General features: G+C 31.3%; 15 protein-coding genes and 1 pseudogene. 4 read left to right on the top strand and 12 right to left on the bottom strand.

All coding sequences use genetic code 11. The features are described from left to right. Positions 1-262: 262 nt before the first annotated feature. The 3 genes from genX (at position 263) to L3J07_04280 (ending at position 2,448) form a co-directional block, all read left to right on the top strand. On the top strand, positions 263-1,255 hold the full coding sequence (gene genX / locus L3J07_04290; GenBank protein ID MCF6277030.1) for an EF-P lysine aminoacylase GenX: 993 nt from the start codon (positions 263-265) through the stop codon (positions 1,253-1,255). 48 nt (positions 1,256-1,303) lie between these two features. After that, entirely contained in the window at positions 1,304-1,867 is a 564-nt protein-coding gene (gene efp, locus L3J07_04285; GenBank protein ID MCF6277029.1) for an elongation factor P, read from the top strand. Positions 1,868-1,947: 80 nt separating this feature from the next. Then, positions 1,948-2,448, top strand: coding sequence for a PAS domain-containing protein (locus L3J07_04280; protein ID MCF6277028.1), 501 nt, complete (start codon positions 1,948-1,950; stop codon positions 2,446-2,448). Between the two features lie 56 nt (positions 2,449-2,504). On the opposite strand, the gene purN is transcribed toward L3J07_04280, so the two are convergent. The 7 genes and pseudogenes from purN to L3J07_04245 all read right to left on the bottom strand — a co-directional run bounded on the left by purN (position 2,505) and on the right by L3J07_04245 (position 14,531). Beyond that, positions 2,505-4,754: a phosphoribosylglycinamide formyltransferase gene (gene purN / locus L3J07_04275; GenBank protein MCF6277027.1), complete on the bottom strand. Its 2,250-nt coding sequence runs from the start codon at positions 4,752-4,754 to the stop codon at positions 2,505-2,507. Continuing rightward, complete coding sequence (gene purD, locus L3J07_04270) at positions 4,733-6,217, bottom strand: phosphoribosylamine--glycine ligase (GenBank protein ID MCF6277026.1); 1,485 nt, start codon at positions 6,215-6,217, stop codon at positions 4,733-4,735. Before purD ends, purN begins: the two co-directional genes overlap by 22 nt. Then, positions 6,206-7,498, bottom strand: a pseudogene (gene purF, locus L3J07_04265) (amidophosphoribosyltransferase). The gene purD and the pseudogene purF overlap by 12 nt, the downstream one beginning before the upstream one ends. Beyond that, positions 7,486-10,209 (bottom strand): phosphoribosylaminoimidazolesuccinocarboxamide synthase, encoded by a 2,724-nt coding sequence (locus tag L3J07_04260; GenBank protein ID MCF6277025.1) that lies wholly within the window; start codon positions 10,207-10,209, stop codon positions 7,486-7,488. The pseudogene purF and the gene L3J07_04260 overlap by 13 nt, the downstream one beginning before the upstream one ends. After that, positions 10,206-11,246, bottom strand: a complete 1,041-nt coding sequence (gene purM / locus L3J07_04255; GenBank protein MCF6277024.1) for a phosphoribosylformylglycinamidine cyclo-ligase — start codon at positions 11,244-11,246, stop codon at positions 10,206-10,208. Before purM ends, L3J07_04260 begins: the two co-directional genes overlap by 4 nt. Positions 11,247-11,560: 314 nt before the next feature. Next, positions 11,561-13,903: a phosphoribosylformylglycinamidine synthase subunit PurL gene (gene purL, locus L3J07_04250; GenBank protein ID MCF6277023.1), complete on the bottom strand. Its 2,343-nt coding sequence runs from the start codon at positions 13,901-13,903 to the stop codon at positions 11,561-11,563. 376 nt (positions 13,904-14,279) lie between these two features. Next, positions 14,280-14,531, bottom strand: coding sequence for a hypothetical protein (locus L3J07_04245; protein ID MCF6277022.1), 252 nt, complete (start codon positions 14,529-14,531; stop codon positions 14,280-14,282). A gap of 138 nt (positions 14,532-14,669) precedes the next feature. Here L3J07_04245 and L3J07_04240 point away from each other — a divergent pair, with 138 nt between their 5' ends. Continuing rightward, positions 14,670-14,915 carry a hypothetical protein gene (locus L3J07_04240; GenBank protein ID MCF6277021.1) on the top strand — a complete coding sequence of 82 codons (246 nt, stop codon included), beginning with the start codon at positions 14,670-14,672 and terminating at the stop codon, positions 14,913-14,915. A gap of 29 nt (positions 14,916-14,944) precedes the next feature. Here the strand turns inward: L3J07_04240 and L3J07_04235 are convergent, their stop codons facing one another. The 5 genes from L3J07_04235 to L3J07_04215 form a co-directional block, all read right to left on the bottom strand. After that, entirely contained in the window at positions 14,945-15,280 is a 336-nt protein-coding gene (locus tag L3J07_04235) for a hypothetical protein (protein ID MCF6277020.1), read from the bottom strand. Positions 15,281-15,380: 100 nt separating this feature from the next. Beyond that, positions 15,381-15,623 carry a hypothetical protein gene (locus L3J07_04230; protein MCF6277019.1) on the bottom strand — a complete coding sequence of 81 codons (243 nt, stop codon included), beginning with the start codon at positions 15,621-15,623 and terminating at the stop codon, positions 15,381-15,383. Positions 15,624-15,985: 362 nt separating this feature from the next. Then, positions 15,986-16,288 carry a DUF1294 domain-containing protein gene (locus tag L3J07_04225; GenBank protein ID MCF6277018.1) on the bottom strand — a complete coding sequence of 101 codons (303 nt, stop codon included), beginning with the start codon at positions 16,286-16,288 and terminating at the stop codon, positions 15,986-15,988. Between the two features lie 2 nt (positions 16,289-16,290). After that, positions 16,291-16,857 (bottom strand): PH domain-containing protein, encoded by a 567-nt coding sequence (locus L3J07_04220; protein MCF6277017.1) that lies wholly within the window; start codon positions 16,855-16,857, stop codon positions 16,291-16,293. A 1-nt stretch (position 16,858) separates the two neighbouring features. Next, complete coding sequence (locus L3J07_04215; GenBank protein MCF6277016.1) at positions 16,859-17,113, bottom strand: hypothetical protein; 255 nt, start codon at positions 17,111-17,113, stop codon at positions 16,859-16,861. Between the last annotated feature and the right edge of the window lie 26 nt (positions 17,114-17,139).

Below are 17,139 nucleotides of genomic sequence, written 5' to 3'. Positions count from 1 at the left end.
CCGAGATAATATGGAACTTTTCAGATTCCATATTATCGTCACTCGTTCGGAAATGAAAAAATTATTTTAACAAGATAACTTTCTCATTTCGCTCACTCGCTCGATAATAACCATTATACGACGCCCGCAAAAATAACTACCAATTAACAAAATAATTTTACCTTTTTTTGTATTTTTTGTCAATAGAAATCTATCTTTTAGCTTGAATTTTTAGCTATTTTAGGTTAAGGTGTCAAAGTGATCAAATATCATCCAAAAAAATATGGAGCAGATCTTACACATTAGTAAAAATGAAAAAAATTTTGTACTTCGTGCAAAAATAATTAAAATTATTAGAAACTTTTTTGAAAATGAAGGTTTTTTGGAATTAGACCCACCTATTTTAATAAAATATCCAGATTCAGAGCCAAACCTCTCGCCTATTTCTGTAGAAATTCAAAATGAAAAAAAAGAAAATTTCAACGGATTTCTACATACTTCTCCAGAATATACAATGAAGAAAACTTTAGCTAGCGGATTTAAAAAAATTTTTACAATTACGCACTGCTTTCGCAATTGCGAATCTTTTGGCGGACATCATAATCCAGAATTTACAATGCTTGAGTGGTACAGAGCCGAAGAAGATTTTTATAAAATAATGAAAGACTGTGAAGATTTACTTAAATTAATATCTCAAAAAACTGGAATTACAAAAATTAATGGAGTAAATATTGAAAAAAAATGGGAAAAAATTTCAATGAAAGAATTATGGCAAAAATATGTTAATGTAAATTTAGATAAATACTGTGAAACTTCAAAAATGTATAAACTTTGTAAAAAATTAGGTTTTAATGCAGGCAAAAATGAACCTTTTGAAGACTTATTTTATAGAATTTTCTTAAATAAAATAGAAGAATATCTAGGAAAAAAAGTTCCAACAATAGTTTATAACTATCCAGCACAAATGGCATCGCTTGCAAAAATTTCAAAAGAAAATCCAAAGTATGCAGAGCGTTTTGAGCTTTATGTAAACGGAATTGAGTTGGCAAATGCATTTTCTGAATTAACAGACGAAAATGAACAAAGAAAAAGAATAGAAAAGGATAATCCACACTTTGGAATTGATGAAGAATTTATAAATGCTGTAGAAAAAATGCCGAAATCTGCTGGAATTGCACTTGGTGTTGATAGATTGATAATGCTTTTTGCAAATTGTAAAAAAATAGAAAATATACTTTTACTTCCTACAAATAAATTATTTAACTTGAAAAAATAGCCTATTTTATGTATTCTTACCTTAGAGTTTAGAAATTAATAAAAAAATATGGGTGATACTACTGATATCAAAAAAGGTGCTGTCATAAAACACGCAAATGATCTTTATGTTGTTGTAGATTTTAAATTTGTAAATCCTGGAAAAGGGTGTGCTTTTTCTAAAACTAAAATGAAAGGAATTGGAAGTGGTAAAACAATTGAAATTACATACAAAAGTGGAGAAAATATAGACATTGCACATGTGGAAAGAAAAAATATGCAATTTTTATATAAAAATTCTGGAAAATATTCTTTTATGAATAATGAAACTTATGAAACAGTTGAAATGGACGAAGATTTAATTGGAACAGACGGAAAATTCTTAAAAGAAGGTTTGGTTGTAATCACTGTTTTACACGAAGGAAATCCAGTTGCAATCCAACTTCCAAGAAAAATTTCTTATAAAGTTGTCGATTCTCCACCAGCCGTAAAAGGTGATACAGCAAGTGGAAATGTGACAAAAGAAATTGGATTAGAAAATGGTTTACTAATTCATGCGCCAATTTTTATAAAAGAAGGAGAGACAATTTTAGTAAACACTGACACAGGAGATTATGGGGGGCGTGAGAGTTAAAAATAAACAAATAAAAACACTGCAATTTAGCAGTGTTTTTATTTTTGTGGTAAAATAAAAAGAGAGATAAAAGTTTTTATATGAAAAAAGATAAATTTATTGAAGAGGTAAAATGTATATTAGATGCCTCTTTGGATTGTATAAAAATTTTAGATTTAAAAGGAGACATTCTTTATATAAATAGAGGCGGATTACTTGAGCACGGCTTCAAAGACAGGCTTCAAACTCAAAATTGGGACTATTTAAAAACGATAGAAGAGGTTTATTTGAAAAAAATAAAAAGAGCAATGAAAAAAGCCTTAGATGGAGTACCGTCAACAATAGAAATAAAACATATTACAAAAGGAGTGAAAGGAGCATCGAACAGAACTTGGTGCAATATGACCTTTTCACAAGTAAAAAGTAGTAAAGAAAAAAATGCGTATATTCTCCTTGTCTCTAGAAATATAACAAAAGAAAAAAAAATAGAAGAAAAATTGAAACACAAGATAGAAAAACTCGAAAAAATAAATAAACTATTAGTGAGAAGAGAGTGTAAAATGGCTAAAATGAAGAAAAGACTAAAGAAGTTAGAAAAATAATATAAAACTATATTTTTGTAAATAAAAAATCGATGTTAGTACATCGATTTTATTTTTTAATGTCCAAAAAAACCTCTGCCTATTTTATCCGGGATCATATAAAGTGTAATTCCATTTACTAGACAAAAATCTTTCAGATCTTTATCTCGCACAGACCCACTAGAAGTTAGAATTGCTTTAACTCTACTTTCATACAGTTTTTCTGGTCCATCTAAAAATGGGAAAAAGCTATCACTATAAGCTACGGAATCCACAATCAAATGTCCTTGGTCTGTGGCTTTTTTGATAGCAAGTTCACAAGCCCCAACTCTATCTTGCTGACCAACACCATTTCCAATCAACATTCTGTTTTTTACCAAAGTTATTGCGTTACTATTACTTGTTGAACCAATAGCCCAAGCTAGAATTAAATCTTTTTCAATGTCTTCTGAAATAATACCTTGTTTTTCAATTACTGTATTTGTAAAATTCATTACAAAATCATAATTATCTTGCAGCAAAAATCCCCCTCTCACATAACGAAACCTAGGATTTTTATCCAAACTGCCTGAATACATTTCTGCTAAAGCTGGATTTTCTACCATTCTACAACGCCCAGTTCGTCTTTTTAGTAAATCTCTTGTATTTTCATCTATTGCAGGCGCAACCACCCCATCCAAAAGTCTATTGCCTCCTTTTTCCATTTTATAGTTTAAAATAACCTCAGTATCATTTACACCCAATGAAAAATTTGTCATAATCATTCCTCCAAAAATTGCACGTGGATCACCGTCAATTACTCTTTGTAGAACTATTTTCTTGTCTTCTCCAATTGCTACACCACATGGATTTCCGTGTTTTACAGCAACTGCAATAAAGGGAACCTCGCCAAAATTTATATCAAAACCAGCTGCGATATGGGTTATTGTTTGAACCATTCTATCTACATCACAACAATTATTATAACTCATTGGCACACCACGAACCTGTTTAAAATTATTAAAACTCAAAGGATCGTTATTTTTGTAAGTTAACAAACTTGCTGTTTTTTGTTGTGCATTTTCACCATAACCACATTTTTGCCTCTCAAAACCAACTATTCCTTTTATTTTTCCTTCACTATGAAAATTTGCAGAAATTAGACAATATCTAGCAACAATCTCTTCGGTTTTTGCAACCAAATTTGTAATGAACTTATTTTCGTATGGTTTACCCATCGCAAGCCATTTCAACGTTTTGTCTCTATCTTCAAAATCACAAACAACAATTCTTCTACCTTTTGCGGCGGAGCGGAGCAGTGTCGGCCCGCCAATATCAGTTTTTTCTATTACAGATTCTTGTGTACTTCCTTCAGAAGAGATCTCATCTTCCAAGGGATAAAGATCCACACAAACCAAATCAATTTTTGGTACACCAAGTCTTTTTAGCTCTTCGTTATCTTCTGGCAAATCTTTAGACAAAAGTGCTGCGTGGATTTTTCTATCCAATGTCACAACTCTATGCCCTAAAATTGCCCCGCCTCCAACAAAATCTGCAACATCCTGAACTTCAATTCCCCGCTCTTTTAGAAATCTTGCTGTTCCGCCAGAAGCTACAATTTTCCAACCAAGATAAATAAGTTTGCGCGCAAAAATATCTATATCTGTTTTATTGTAAACTGACAAAAGGGCTGTTTTTCCACACATCTCCACACTCCTATTTTGTATTTGATCTTGAACCTCACTATTGTAAGATAAAATACTACCATTCGCAAATTCTTTTATTGCTTCTATGAAAGCTTTGCCCTCCAATTTCTGAACTTTGTCTTTCAGAGAAATTACTGTATCGTGCGACAAAACTGAACACTTTTTTTGTATGATTATGTCGCCAGAATCTACCCCCTCATCTACAAAGTGAATTGTACAACCGCTCTCTTTATCTCCTGAAACTAAGACATCGTAATGAACTTGTTCATCCATTTTTCCTGTAAAAGCTGGTAAAAGTGAAGGGTGGACATTCATAATTTTTCCAGCCCATTTCTGAACAAAAAATTGGGATAATATCTTCATATATCCAATCAATAAAACCAAATCAACCTCAAAAGATTCAAAAATTTTTGAAACCTCTTTATCATAATCTTCACGATTTTTCCCAAAATCATTTATGTATGTTGCGGCTATTCCACACATTCTTGCTCTTTTTAATATAAAAGCATTTTCAACATTAGAAACAACCAATTCTACAGATGCCTTCAACAAATTCTGTTCGATTGCGTCTATTATAGGCTGCATACTCGTTCCGCGAGTTGAACCCAAAACTCCAATTTTTAGTTTTTTTTCTGATTGCATATTTTTTCCATAAATTTAATTTTGTTTTCTATAGTTTCCTCTTTTCCAATGTCTTTCCTGTGAAAAAGCGGACCTTTTATTTTTTGAATTTCACTTTCTGCTTCTTTTTCAGCCTCAAAAACTGTATTCGCAATTCCCACAAATGCTGTAGTACGCGATCCTATTTCAATTAAATCACCATTTAACAAATCCACAGAAGCCAAATATAAATTTTCTTGATTTTTCACCTCGGAAATGTCAATTTTTTCTCCTTTTACGGGTTTTGTTGGATATCCAATTGGTACAGCATATTTACAAACAGTAGCTTTTTTTGCGAAATTTATATCGCACTTATCTAACCTTCCACTCGTTATCCCTTCGCAAATTTCTACAAAATCTGACTCTAAAAGACTTAGAACATTCAGAGATTCTGGATCACCAAAACGAACATTATATTCTATTACTTTTATACCATTCTTTGTAACCATAAATCCGCCATACAGAATTCCTTTATACAATTCACCAAATTCTTTTTTTAATGCATTCAAAATTGAACGCGTAATTCCTTTTGCTTTTTGAACATTTTTCTCAGTCAAAAAAGGAAGTGAATGGTCTGCACAAGAATAACTTCCCATTCCACCAGTATTTGGCCCTTTGTCATTTTCAAAAGCTCTTTTATGATCTTGTACAACTGGCATATGTGCTAAATTTATCCCATCTGAAAAACTCATTAAAGAAAATTCCTGACCAATAAATTTTTCCTCTATTACAAAACTACTTTTTTTACTTATAATTTCTCTGCAATATTCCAAAGCTTCCTCAAAATTTTTCAAATGTTCGCCAGAAACTTTTACTCCTTTTCCACCCATCAATCCATCTACTTTTATTACATAATTTCCATCCAATTCATATAGAAATTCCCCAACTCCTTCTGTCGAATTAAAAATTTTATATTTTGGAAGACCGCTAATTCCATATTTTTCCATCAATTTTCTTGTAAACGACTTACTCGTCTCAAGTTGTGCAAGTTTTTTTGTAGGACCAACAGTTGGAATATTATTTTTCCACAACAAATCTGCAAGTCCAGCATTCAGCGGTATTTCTGGCCCAATAATTATAAGGTCTATATTATTATTTTTCGCAAAATCCAAAATTTGTCCTATGTCAGTCATTTTTCCAACCATATAATCTACACAATAGTTTTTTATTCCTATATTTAAACTGGTCCCAAAACAATATAGTGAAATTTTTTGTTTTGAACGCAAAAATGCTCGCAAAATTGCATGTTCGCGCGCTCCAGAACCAACTATCAATATTTTTTTTACTTTTTTTTCTTTTTTTTCTTGGATTTTATTTACAACTCCAGTCACATACCAACCATCAAAATATGGCATAGAAAGTCTATCTATACTGTGATTTCCTTTTCTCGTGATGGCTTCTGTCAAATCTTCTATATCTTGATAAAGTAAAACATCTACATCCATAAATTGGCGTATTTCTTCCATAGATTTGTTTGCAGCAATCAATTCTTGTTGGGTGGAAATATCAATACCATAAAAATCTGGATATTTTATAGGTGGCGAAGCGGATACAAAATATACTTTTTTTGCGCCAGCACCTCGAACCATTTTAACTACCTCTTTACTTGTTGTCCCACGAACTATTGAATCGTCGACAAGCATTACATTCTTACCTTTAATTTCCAATTCTTGAGGTGATAATTTTTGTAAAACAGACTTTCTACGCTTTTCTTGTCCAGGCATTATGAAAGTACGCCCAACAAAAGAATTCTTATGCAAACCTTCAGAATATCGAACTTTCAAAATATGTGCCACAGAAAGTGCCATAGTATTTGCACAAAATGGAACAGGAATCACAATATCTGGCGTTATGTCTGGATAAAATCTTTTCCATTTTTTTGCCAAATTATCTCCCATTCTAAGTCTTGCTCTATAAACACTTATACTATTTATCACCGCATCCGGCCTTGCCAAATAAACATATTCAAAAGCACACGGTGTAAAAATTTCTTTTCGCAAACGTTTTCTGCACATCTCACCTTTTTTGTTGATAAAAACTACTTCTCCAGGCAAAACATTTCCCTGCATTTTAAAATTTAAAGTATGATACATTGTATTTTCAGAAGAAAAAATGAAATCACTTTGTCCATTTTCATTTTCTCTTTTTCCCCAGACAAAAGGTCTGATTCCATTTGGATCTCTAAAAGCAAACATTCCTTTTCCTGCGATAATTCCCACAATTGAATACCCTCCATAAGCTTTATCAAAAACAGCCTCAACTGATTTACACAAATTATCAAAAAAATCTAATCCTTCGTTATTTTTTTGCAATTCAGATGCAAACAAACCCAAAATAATTTCTGTATCAGACTCAGAATTACAATAATATTTATTTTGCTCTTCCAATTCTTTTTTTAATACTTGTGAATTTGTAATATTTCCATTATGCACCAAAGAAATTCCATAAGGAGAACTGGTTTTAAATGGCTGAACATTGAAAAGTTTTTTTGAAGATCCTGTTGTTGTATATCTATTATTTGCAATCCCCCAATTTCCTGTTAAATTTTTTAAGATATTTTCTTTAAAGATATCTCTTACCAAACCCATTCCTTTTTTAGTATGAAATCTAGAATCATAAGTGAGCATACCGCCAGCATCTGTACCCCTATGCTGAAGATGGATGAGTGCATCACACAAATCCAATGAAACTGACTTTTGAGAATAAATCCCTACTATTCCACACATAAATCAAAAATTCTTTTTACCGCAAGTGCTGTATTTTTTGGATCCAAAATTGTCAAAACCGGAACATTACTTGGCATTTGAAGAGATGAATTTATGTTTACCATCATATCAAACTTATCTTTGAGTGGTGGACACGCTATCACAGGAAAGCTAGAATTTCCAGCAACAAAACCAGACAAAGCATTGGAACGCCCCGCAATTGTAATATAAACTATCTGCTTTTTATCTTTATTATTATCTAAAATCTGTAAAACTTCTCGTGGTTGTTTATGAGCAGAAGCTACAAATTGCTCAAAATTAATTCCGTATTTTTCCAATTCATCTGTAATATTTTTTGTAAATTCTTCGTCTGAAATTGAACCCAAAATTAAAATTGCTTTTGGTTTTATAGTTATTTTTTCAATTTCTGGCTTTATTTTTTCTTTATGAATTTCTTCACTTTTTATTTCTTCCAATCCAATATTTGCATAAGTAGATTCCACTTTTTTTGCAGTATATTTTTTTAAATTTTCCTGAATTCTATTATGCAAATTCAAAGTCATATCTGGAAATTTAAATTCTTTTCCTGTAATCATCTCGTACAAACGAATGTATCTACGAGAAAGCTCTACAACTAAATCTTTTGGTGCTTCTGGTAAATTTTCATCTTCATACGGATTACAATTTTCAATAAACCACAAACGCAAAAATTCCTTATCTATATTTTCTGGCTCCTGTCCACTCGCAAATCTATCCTCATAAGTTCTAGCGATCCAATATCTACTTGAGTCCGGCGTGTGAACTTCGTCTATCAATATTATAGTTCCATCTTGTGCTTTTCCAAATTCATATTTTGTATCCACTAAAATCAATCCATTTTGCTTGGCTATTCTTTGTCCAAAAGTAAAAATTTCTAATGCTTTTTTGTAAACATAATCCCAATCTTCCTGACTCATCAAACCCCTCTCTACTATTTGCTTAGCTGAAATAGATTCATCGTACTCATCTTTTGTGGTTGGTGTGACAATTGGCTCTTCAAATTTTTGATTTTTTACCATTCCTTCTGGCAAGCAATTTCCACAAAAATTTCTAATTCCTTTTTCATAATTTGTCCACGCAGAAGTACTCGTCGTTCCGGTTATATAACCTCTCACAATGATCTCCACTTTAAACGGTTCACATTTTTTTACCAAAATCACATTTGAATCCGGACTATGAATTATGTGATTTGGAATAATATGTTGAGTTTGGTCAAACCACCAAAGACTAGTCTGATTTAAAACTTGTCCCTTGAAAGGAATATGCGTTAACACCCTATCAAAAGCACTTTGCCTATCTGTAGTTACAATTAATAAATTATTATCCAAATCATAAATATCGCGGACTTTCCCTTTTTTCTTGTTTTGAAGATTTAAGTTTGTATCTGACAAATAATTATGTATGTTTTTACTAATTATTTCACTATACAAATCTGAAGCGTATCCGCTTATTGGAAAATTATTCATAGATTTTGAATATAAATAACAATTTTGTGAATTTTTATTATAAAATATACCTGTTTTCAAAACTGATTTTAATTCTGTTTTATTATCCAAAGTGATATTCCAAAGAATTCCTTTTTTGATTTTTTTTAAACCAATAATTCCATGGTTTTTCTCTAAATTTTCCTTTTTTTCTACTCCGTAAATATCATCCTTATACTGAACCAACAGAAAATTATCTTCATAATTTTCTTCTGCCAATTTTTCCTTATTTGTGTTAAAAAATTCACCAGTTTGAGTTAAATCTTCTTTTGAAATATTTTCACATTCAATCTCCCAATGAATTTGCTTTGAAATTTTTGCATTTATTCCCAAATTTTTTAATGTTTGCTCCACAGTATAAGATTCGTTATCTGTAATTATTTCTTCCACTATTATTTCATACTTATTTTTTTGCAATTTGTATTCTTTTAATTCAATTTTTTCCTGAAAATTATTTTTTACCTCCGCAAATTTCAAAAAATTCTGTTTATTTTGTCTTATATACTCTCGCATAGAAATAAAAATAATCTGACCTTCCTCACATCTTTCTGGATGAGGCATTATTGCCATTACATTTCCATCTTTATTTGAAATGGCTGCCAAATTTGCAATTGATCCGTTTGGATTTATAGGAAAATCATCTCTAACTTCCCCACTACTATCACAATATTTAAAAGTTGTGCATCCAGACTCTTCCAACTCACTCAAAAAAATAAGCGGAAAAACAAAACGACCTTCTGCGTGCGCCACAGGAATTCTCAAAATTTCTCCTTCTTTCAAATTAGTTGTAAATGCACATTTTGCTGACACTTTTATATTTACCCAATCATTGAAAAATCCTGTTCCCACCACATACCCCTCTTTTATTTGCTGATTTATTGCAAGCGCAACTTTTTTATTTTCAATTCCGGGCACCAAACCACTTTCCACCAAAATTTGGGCGCCATTACAAATTCCCAAAATTGGTTTACCTTTTGCAGACTCCTCAAAAATTACTTTCATAATTGGATCGAGTGCAGAAATAATCCCAGCGCGCGATCTGTCTTCATAAGAAAATCCGCCGACAATTACAAAACCATCGTATTCTTTTAATTTTTCATAATTACAATTCCAAAAAACAGATTCAGCCTGCATTCCAGCTTTGTTCACTGCTCTTATTGTTTCTGCTTCACAGTTACTTCCAGGAAATTGTATTATTGCTATTCTCATAAAATTACTTGCCCTTCCCTTTTTACTACTTTTCCAATTTCACAAATTTTATAATCAGGAAAACTTTTATTTATTAAGTTTATCGCATTTTCTACTTCATTTTTTGATAAAATTAAAACCATTCCAATACCCATATTAAATGTTCTGTACATTTCTTCCTCGACAACACCTCCAATTTTTTGCATCAAAGTAAAAATTGGTAAAACCTGCCAACTTCCCTTTTGAATTTTTACAGCACAATTTTCTGGCAAAATTCTTGGAATATTTTCCAACATTCCTCCGCCAGTAATATGTGCAATTCCTTTTATATTTATTCCAAAATTCAAAAGTAAAAACACTGGTTTTGTATAATTTTTATGAGGCTCAAGCAAAACTTCCCCCAAACTTCTGTCTAATTCCGACAAATTACTATGAACACTCAAACCTCCAACTTCAAAAAGTATTTTTCTGGCCAATGAGTATCCATTTGTATGCAGTCCGCTCGAGGTAAAACCCAAAACACAATCACCTTCTTCTATGTTTTTTCCAATAATTTGTTTATTTTTTTCTACCACTCCAGTAATTGAACCTGCAATATCTGTTTCACCATTTACATAAACTCCAGGCATTTCTGCAGTTTCCCCACCAACAAGTGAAATATCATTTTCTTTGCAAGCCCTCACCATTCCACTTACAATATCTTCTATAATTTGTGGATCCATTTTTGCGGTGGCAATATAATCCAAAAAAGTTAGTGGTTTTGCGCCAATTGTCAAAATATCACCACAACAATGATTTACAATGTCTTCTCCAACTGTGTCATATTTATTCATCATTTTTGCGATCATGAGTTTTGTGCCAACTCCGTCTATACTTTGCACCAAAACTGGATTATTATATTTTTCACAAAGATTTTTCAAATCATACATAGCACCAAAACTGCCAATTCCAGTCAAAACAGATTGCGAAAAAGTGCTCGTAACTTTATTTTTTATTCTTTTTACAGCCTCATTTCCGACATCTATATTTACACCGGAAAATTCATAAGTGATGGTCATAAATTTATAAATTAGCTTGTAAGCTTTAGACTTCTTTCATTTCGAACAAAGTGAGAAATCCCTTAAACATGTTATTTAAGTAAAGCTTCTTTAACGATAACATAAAAATGTTCTCACCTTACCTTTTGACACCAAAAGGTAAATAAAAGTGCCGAACGGTTGACAATTTTAGGCTTAATTTATTTTTAAAACTTATTTAATTGACCGCATTTGCTACTTCAATTATTTTTTGTATACTCAGAAAACCATAAGTTTTAAAAATAAATTAGTCCAAAAATTTCAAATGTTCGGGAGGTTAGGATAAAAAAGAAAAATTACAATTTACTTCTCAATCCATTTTCCCAAGCATTTTTTGCGCTTTCCAGTTCAATTTCAATTTTTTTATTTATCAAAATCCTCTTTCTTTTTATTGTTTTTCCTATTTCAAACAAACCTGTATTTCTTTCTGTAAAAATTTCTTTTAACTGCTTTTCATTTTCTTCTGAAACTTCTATTACAAAACCTCCGGTTTCACCAAACAAAATTCTATCACTTGAAAAGTCTGATTTTATTTCAACCTCACATCCAATTTCATTTTGAAAAGTCATTTCTGCAAGTGCTATAGCAATTCCACCATCGCTTATATCGTGTGCACTTAAAATTAAACGCCCTTCTATAGCGTCTGTCATTGCAAAAATTTGATTTTCCAATTCTTTGAAGTTTACTTTTGGAACAATCGCACCAAGCTCACCAAAAATATCAAAATAAACACTTCCACCACACTCTTCTCTTCGCTTCCCAACCATAAAAATTTTACTTCCCGTTTTTTTAAAGCTCATTTTTATAACTTTTGAAACATCTTCTATTTTTCCAACGCAAGCAATGACTGGACTTGGTGGAATAGCGCCATCATCAGACTCATTATAAAGTGAAACATTTCCAGAAATAATTGGAATTGGTGAATTTGGATGATTTTTTAAATGAATATTTTTACAAGTCCTTGCAATTCCTTTTATACCTTCTACAAATTGAAACATCTGCTCTTCTTTTTCTGGATTTCCATAATTTAAGCAATTTGTAATAGCTTGTGGCACAGCACCAACAGCCGTCACATTTCTCATAGCTTCAGCCACAGCGTTTACTGCTCCCCAATACGAATCTATAAGCCCAAACCTGGGGTTATGATCCACAGAAAGTGCTACACCAACATTTTTTATCTCGTCTGGAAAATCAGTATCCAAAAATGGCTGGACCACGCCAGCATCTGCTTCGCCAGGCTCAACAACTGTTGCACCTTGAACTTGCTTGTCATATCTCTCGTAAATTACTTTTTTTGAAGCTATATTTTCGTGCGATAAAATTTTCAAAAAAATCTGATTCAAACCGCCTTCATTTTTTATTTTTGGTTTTTTAAGTGTAAATTCTGGTTTTTTATATTTTCTCTCATAAAGCAAACCTTTTGTAATATCACTTGCTTTTGCATTTATTATATCTCTTCCTTTGTGTTTCACCACAAATTGTCCACCATTTTTTATTTTCCCTATTACGGTTGCTTTTGCATTTTTTGCCATTTTTGGCAATTCAAAAATCTTGTTGTAATGTTCCAAAATTATTGGCGTCGCAATTGGACATGCCACCCACATATATCTTTCTTGAGTTTCCGAACAAAGCGCCACAGTTGGGTGTAAACCCTCCATTCCAAACTGAACTTTGTCCATATCCACTTCTACTCCATATCCAGCGCTATCGGCCAATTCTACTGCTGCACAGCTAATTCCACCAGCGCCCAAATCTTTGAGCCCAACCCTATTCAATAAGTTTAATTTTTTTAATTTTTTTACCAAAGTATGAGTTGCTTTGAGTAAGTGTTTTTTTAGAAATGCGTTCGGTTCTTGTACGGCCCCTTTATTTTGTTCTTTTTTATCTTCTTCCAATTCTAGCGATGCAAACTGTGCCCCACCAAAACCTGTGTTATCAGTTGCTTTTCCCACCAAAATCAAATCATAACCGTCTGCATTTTTTGGAGCTTTAGAATGTATAATTTCATCCTCTTTCAAAACTCCAAGATGAACAACATTTACCAAACAATTGTCATTATAACCTTTATTAAAATAGGTATCGCCTGCAATTATTGGCACACCAATTGGATTTCCATATCCTGCAATTCCTTTTACAACCTCATTTTGAATATATTTTGTTTTTTGTTTTTCTATCTCACCAAAACGAAGTGCGTCTGCTCCAGCAATTACTTTTGCGCCCATACAAGAGACATCACGGACATTTCCACCAATTCCAGTTGCTGCACCTTCATAAGGCACAATCTGGGATGGATGGTTGTGTGACTCATGACTTATTACCAAACCATATTTGCCTCCGTTTTTATCTTTTGCAATTTCTATAATCCCAGCATCTTCAGTTGGACCCAAAATTACATTTGGCCCATCGGTAATATACTGATTTAAAAATAAACGACTGCTCTTGTAAGAGCAGTGTTCTGAACCTTGAATAGACCAAAGCACGCATTCTGAAATGTATGGTGCTCTACCTAAAAAATCTTGTTGAATTTTTCTCCCTTCCTCAAAAGTAAGGGCAATATTATAGTCCTTTAATTTCTTGCTAATCTCCCCCTCCTCCAGAGAAACAAAATCTATAGTTTCATCTCCAAACTGATGATTCATAACAGCCGACAAGCTTTATGGATTTATATCTAGCATTATTATTTTACCATTTTTAAATAAAAAAAGAGAGTGTTGATAACTTTTTGTGAAATAAAAAAACAGCCTTTTTAAAAAAGACTGTTTACACTTTAAGTTGAGATAGTCTTGCCCAAAATTGGGCTACACACCTTTGCTATAAACATTGGTCGATTTTTATTTTGAATACACTGAACAGATATTACTCTGCTCCCGAACAATAAATAAAGTTCTGTTCGAAGCTCTTGCTCAGACTCTGCCCTGTGACACAAGTCCTGAAGGACACTTCGAACCTCTTCAACATCTCTATCCCTGTAATTAATATATGCCACGATTCCCTCCTTTTGTGTTTTGATTTAATTTAAAAAGTAAAGTTTATTTTATTTTTTAATAAAATATTAACCAACTCTTCCATACCAGACCTCACCTCAAAATAACCAAAATATTTAAAATACTCTGTTTCATTTTGTACAAAATTACACAACACACCTAATTCTGCAGTTCGCCATTTTTTAAAGCCATATTTTCTAGCAATTTGTCTAATCTCTATTTCTGTCAACAGCATATTTTGTGAATTCATACCAGGACCAGCACCACCACACGCCAAAATCATATAACCTCCAAATGTATTTTTAAAAAGAACTTCGATAAACATTAACAAAAAAGGTGGAGTTTGTCAAGTGTTTCGTTGACTTTTTTATATTTTAAAGTTAAATTATAAGCAGATCCTTACAAACAAAAAGGAGAAAAAATGTGTAAAGAAAAAGACAAATTAGTAGAACACACTCTAGACCTTATGGCCAAAAAAATGCTGACAGCCGTGTTTGATGGTGAAAAAAATCCATGCTATATTTTACTAGAAAGTGTCATAAATATGTTAATAGGTTGCGCTACAGACGAACAGTTGAAAAAACTGTCAGAAGATGCATTTTTTAAAACAATAAGCCCAGAAATTGCATATGAACAATTAGTAAAAAGAAGAGAAAAGTATTGCTAAAAATAAAACCGCCAAAATTGGCGGTTTTTTTAGTTTTCTAAAATTTCAAAAGGACATTCTATTTTTTCATACCATTTATAATCATCTTCTTCATTATTTAAATATAAAGCTATACATTCTTTTCCGTTAGAGATAACCTTATATTTCAATGAGCAAACCCCACAACAAGCCAAAGTATTTGTTTTAAAAACTTTTTCACTTTCAACTTTCAAAAGACGGTCATCATTCATACACTCATTTCTAATTTCTACACTATATTTCGTTATTTCCTGTGTGTTATTTAAATACAAAATTAAAACAATTAAAAAACCCAAAAAAAATACTAAAAAAGATGTAAACCAAAAAATAGTTTTATATTTATTCATTTTTGACTCCTTTTTTTGAATATGAAAAGATCTAATTTAAATATAAACAAAAAAATAGCAAAAAGTCAATACAAAAAACATAAACTTAAAGATTTATAAATTATATATTTTTTGTGTGTTGGATTGCCAAAGCTAATAATAAAAAAATACTACCCACAAACAAGACTACTATTGCCATGACTGTTCCAACAAAAATACTAAAAAATGGATTTGGAGCAAAAAATACCGCAATTAACAATAATAAAATAAATATAACAGCGATAAAAAATGTCCTAAACAATGTGTTATATTTTTCAGCAAATTTACCAACATTAATTTCATTAAATTCCTCTTTTGTTGTCATATTTTTTATAAAGCTTATCAAAAAAATAGGCCACAAAAAAACTATACTCAAAACAAAACAAATACTAACAGCACCACCAAACCACGATGGCGGACTACTAACAAAACATCCAGAAAAAAATACAGTGAATAATACAACAATACCTAAACCTTTACTAATGATATTACAAGAAGTGCATAAGGTATTTTGTTCAGATTTTTTTTGACACAAAAAACAGTAGAAAATTTTCTGTTTTTCCATTTTTACCCCTTTTGTCTATAAAAAGATCCTATTTAAATTTAAAATAAAAATAACCAAAAGTCAATTTTTATAAAACTAAAAAATTAGCAAAAAAATGCTAATTTTTAATATATTTAAATTTTTTACCTCAAAAACCAAACAACCAACCAAACTTGAGTTGCTAAAATTATTCCTATTACTACCTGAAAAGAAAGTTTTTTTGTTTTATGACGAAAAAAATACATTCCCAAAAGTCCACCCAAAGATCCACCAATTAACGAAAGTGTCCAAAGTTTTTTTTCACTAATTCGCCTTTGAGCCAAGCTCGCTTTTATTTTGTCTAATCCAAAATAAAAAAATGTAGCAATATTTATAATTACCAAATAAATTATTGAGATTTGCGCCAAAAGTGTGTGGTCCAAAAACCACTTTACAAAAAAATCCATATTTATTTTTCCTTATTTTCAAGTTCTGATTTATGCATTAAGTGATTTCTTCTATCTTGTCGTGCAAGTTTGATAAGTTCTCCACGAATTTTACCAGGAAATGGAACATTTCTAAAAACAATGTCCTGTGTGTCTGATGCAGTTTTTACTATTACATTTCCATATTTAAAAAGTGTTGGAAAAATTCCTTTTACCTCGTCTGTCACATCTTGAATTCTGTGTAATTCTGTTTCAGAAGTACTACGAGCAAGAAGTCCATGTTGTTCTATATCTATAATTCTATCATCTGTAATTATCCAAACATCAAGATAAAAATCTGTAAAATTACTATAGAAAAATAGGAAGATACCCAAATAATAAATACTCCCAAGAAGAACTAATAACGGATATAAAATATCACCAGTCAAAACATTTGGCTCTAAGTTTAAAAACAAAAGATAAACCGCAACTGGCAAAATTACCAAAATCAAAAATAGAAATAAAAAAGGAACAAAAGTTATACTATGCCTTTTCAGGACATATAAAATCTTTTCATTGGGTTTTTTATTTATTAGAAATGCGATATGCATATTATTTTTCAAAGTTAAAAAAATTTGCTCCAAACTCAATTATTGGTGCTTGCCAATTTACATCTTGAAGTAAAAACCAAGTAAGATACAAAACTAGAGTAATAGAAATAAGTGTAAAAAATGTTACAGCCAAAGACCAAAATGAAAAAGTTCCAGTACTTACAATATGATAAACATTTAATAAAAAGAGCACGACAAAACCCACTAAAAATAACAGATAGGCAAAAAGTGCAAAATAAAGTGGAACAATTATCATAGTTTAAAAATTTACTAGCTAAGTTT

Source organism: Candidatus Magasanikbacteria bacterium, assembly GCA_021648085.1.
GTDB lineage: Bacteria > Patescibacteriota > Patescibacteriia > Magasanikbacterales > UBA922 > JAKITS01.
This window is presented reverse-complemented; position numbering and strand designations above follow the sequence as displayed.

Coding starts and splice junctions, on each gene's coding strand:
- genX (MCF6277030.1), top strand. CDS start 263: ATGGAGCAGATCTTACACATTAGTAAAAATGAAAAAAATTTTGTACTT.
- purN (MCF6277027.1), bottom strand. CDS start 4,754: ATGCAATCAGAAAAAAAACTAAAAATTGGAGTTTTGGGTTCAACTCGC.
- L3J07_04245 (MCF6277022.1), bottom strand. CDS start 14,531: ATGATTTTGGCGTGTGGTGGTGCTGGTCCTGGTATGAATTCACAAAAT.
- L3J07_04280 (MCF6277028.1), top strand. CDS start 1,948: ATGAAAAAAGATAAATTTATTGAAGAGGTAAAATGTATATTAGATGCC.
- L3J07_04235 (MCF6277020.1), bottom strand. CDS start 15,280: ATGAATAAATATAAAACTATTTTTTGGTTTACATCTTTTTTAGTATTT.
- L3J07_04220 (MCF6277017.1), bottom strand. CDS start 16,857: ATGCATATCGCATTTCTAATAAATAAAAAACCCAATGAAAAGATTTTA.
- L3J07_04230 (MCF6277019.1), bottom strand. CDS start 15,623: ATGACAACAAAAGAGGAATTTAATGAAATTAATGTTGGTAAATTTGCT.
- purD (MCF6277026.1), bottom strand. CDS start 6,217: ATGGATGTAGATGTTTTACTTTATCAAGATATAGAAGATTTGACAGAA.
- L3J07_04225 (MCF6277018.1), bottom strand. CDS start 16,288: ATGGATTTTTTTGTAAAGTGGTTTTTGGACCACACACTTTTGGCGCAA.
- purM (MCF6277024.1), bottom strand. CDS start 11,246: ATGACCATCACTTATGAATTTTCCGGTGTAAATATAGATGTCGGAAAT.
- purL (MCF6277023.1), bottom strand. CDS start 13,903: ATGAATCATCAGTTTGGAGATGAAACTATAGATTTTGTTTCTCTGGAG.
- L3J07_04240 (MCF6277021.1), top strand. CDS start 14,670: ATGTGTAAAGAAAAAGACAAATTAGTAGAACACACTCTAGACCTTATG.
- L3J07_04260 (MCF6277025.1), bottom strand. CDS start 10,209: ATGAGAATAGCAATAATACAATTTCCTGGAAGTAACTGTGAAGCAGAA.
- efp (MCF6277029.1), top strand. CDS start 1,304: ATGGGTGATACTACTGATATCAAAAAAGGTGCTGTCATAAAACACGCA.
- L3J07_04215 (MCF6277016.1), bottom strand. CDS start 17,113: ATGATAATTGTTCCACTTTATTTTGCACTTTTTGCCTATCTGTTATTT.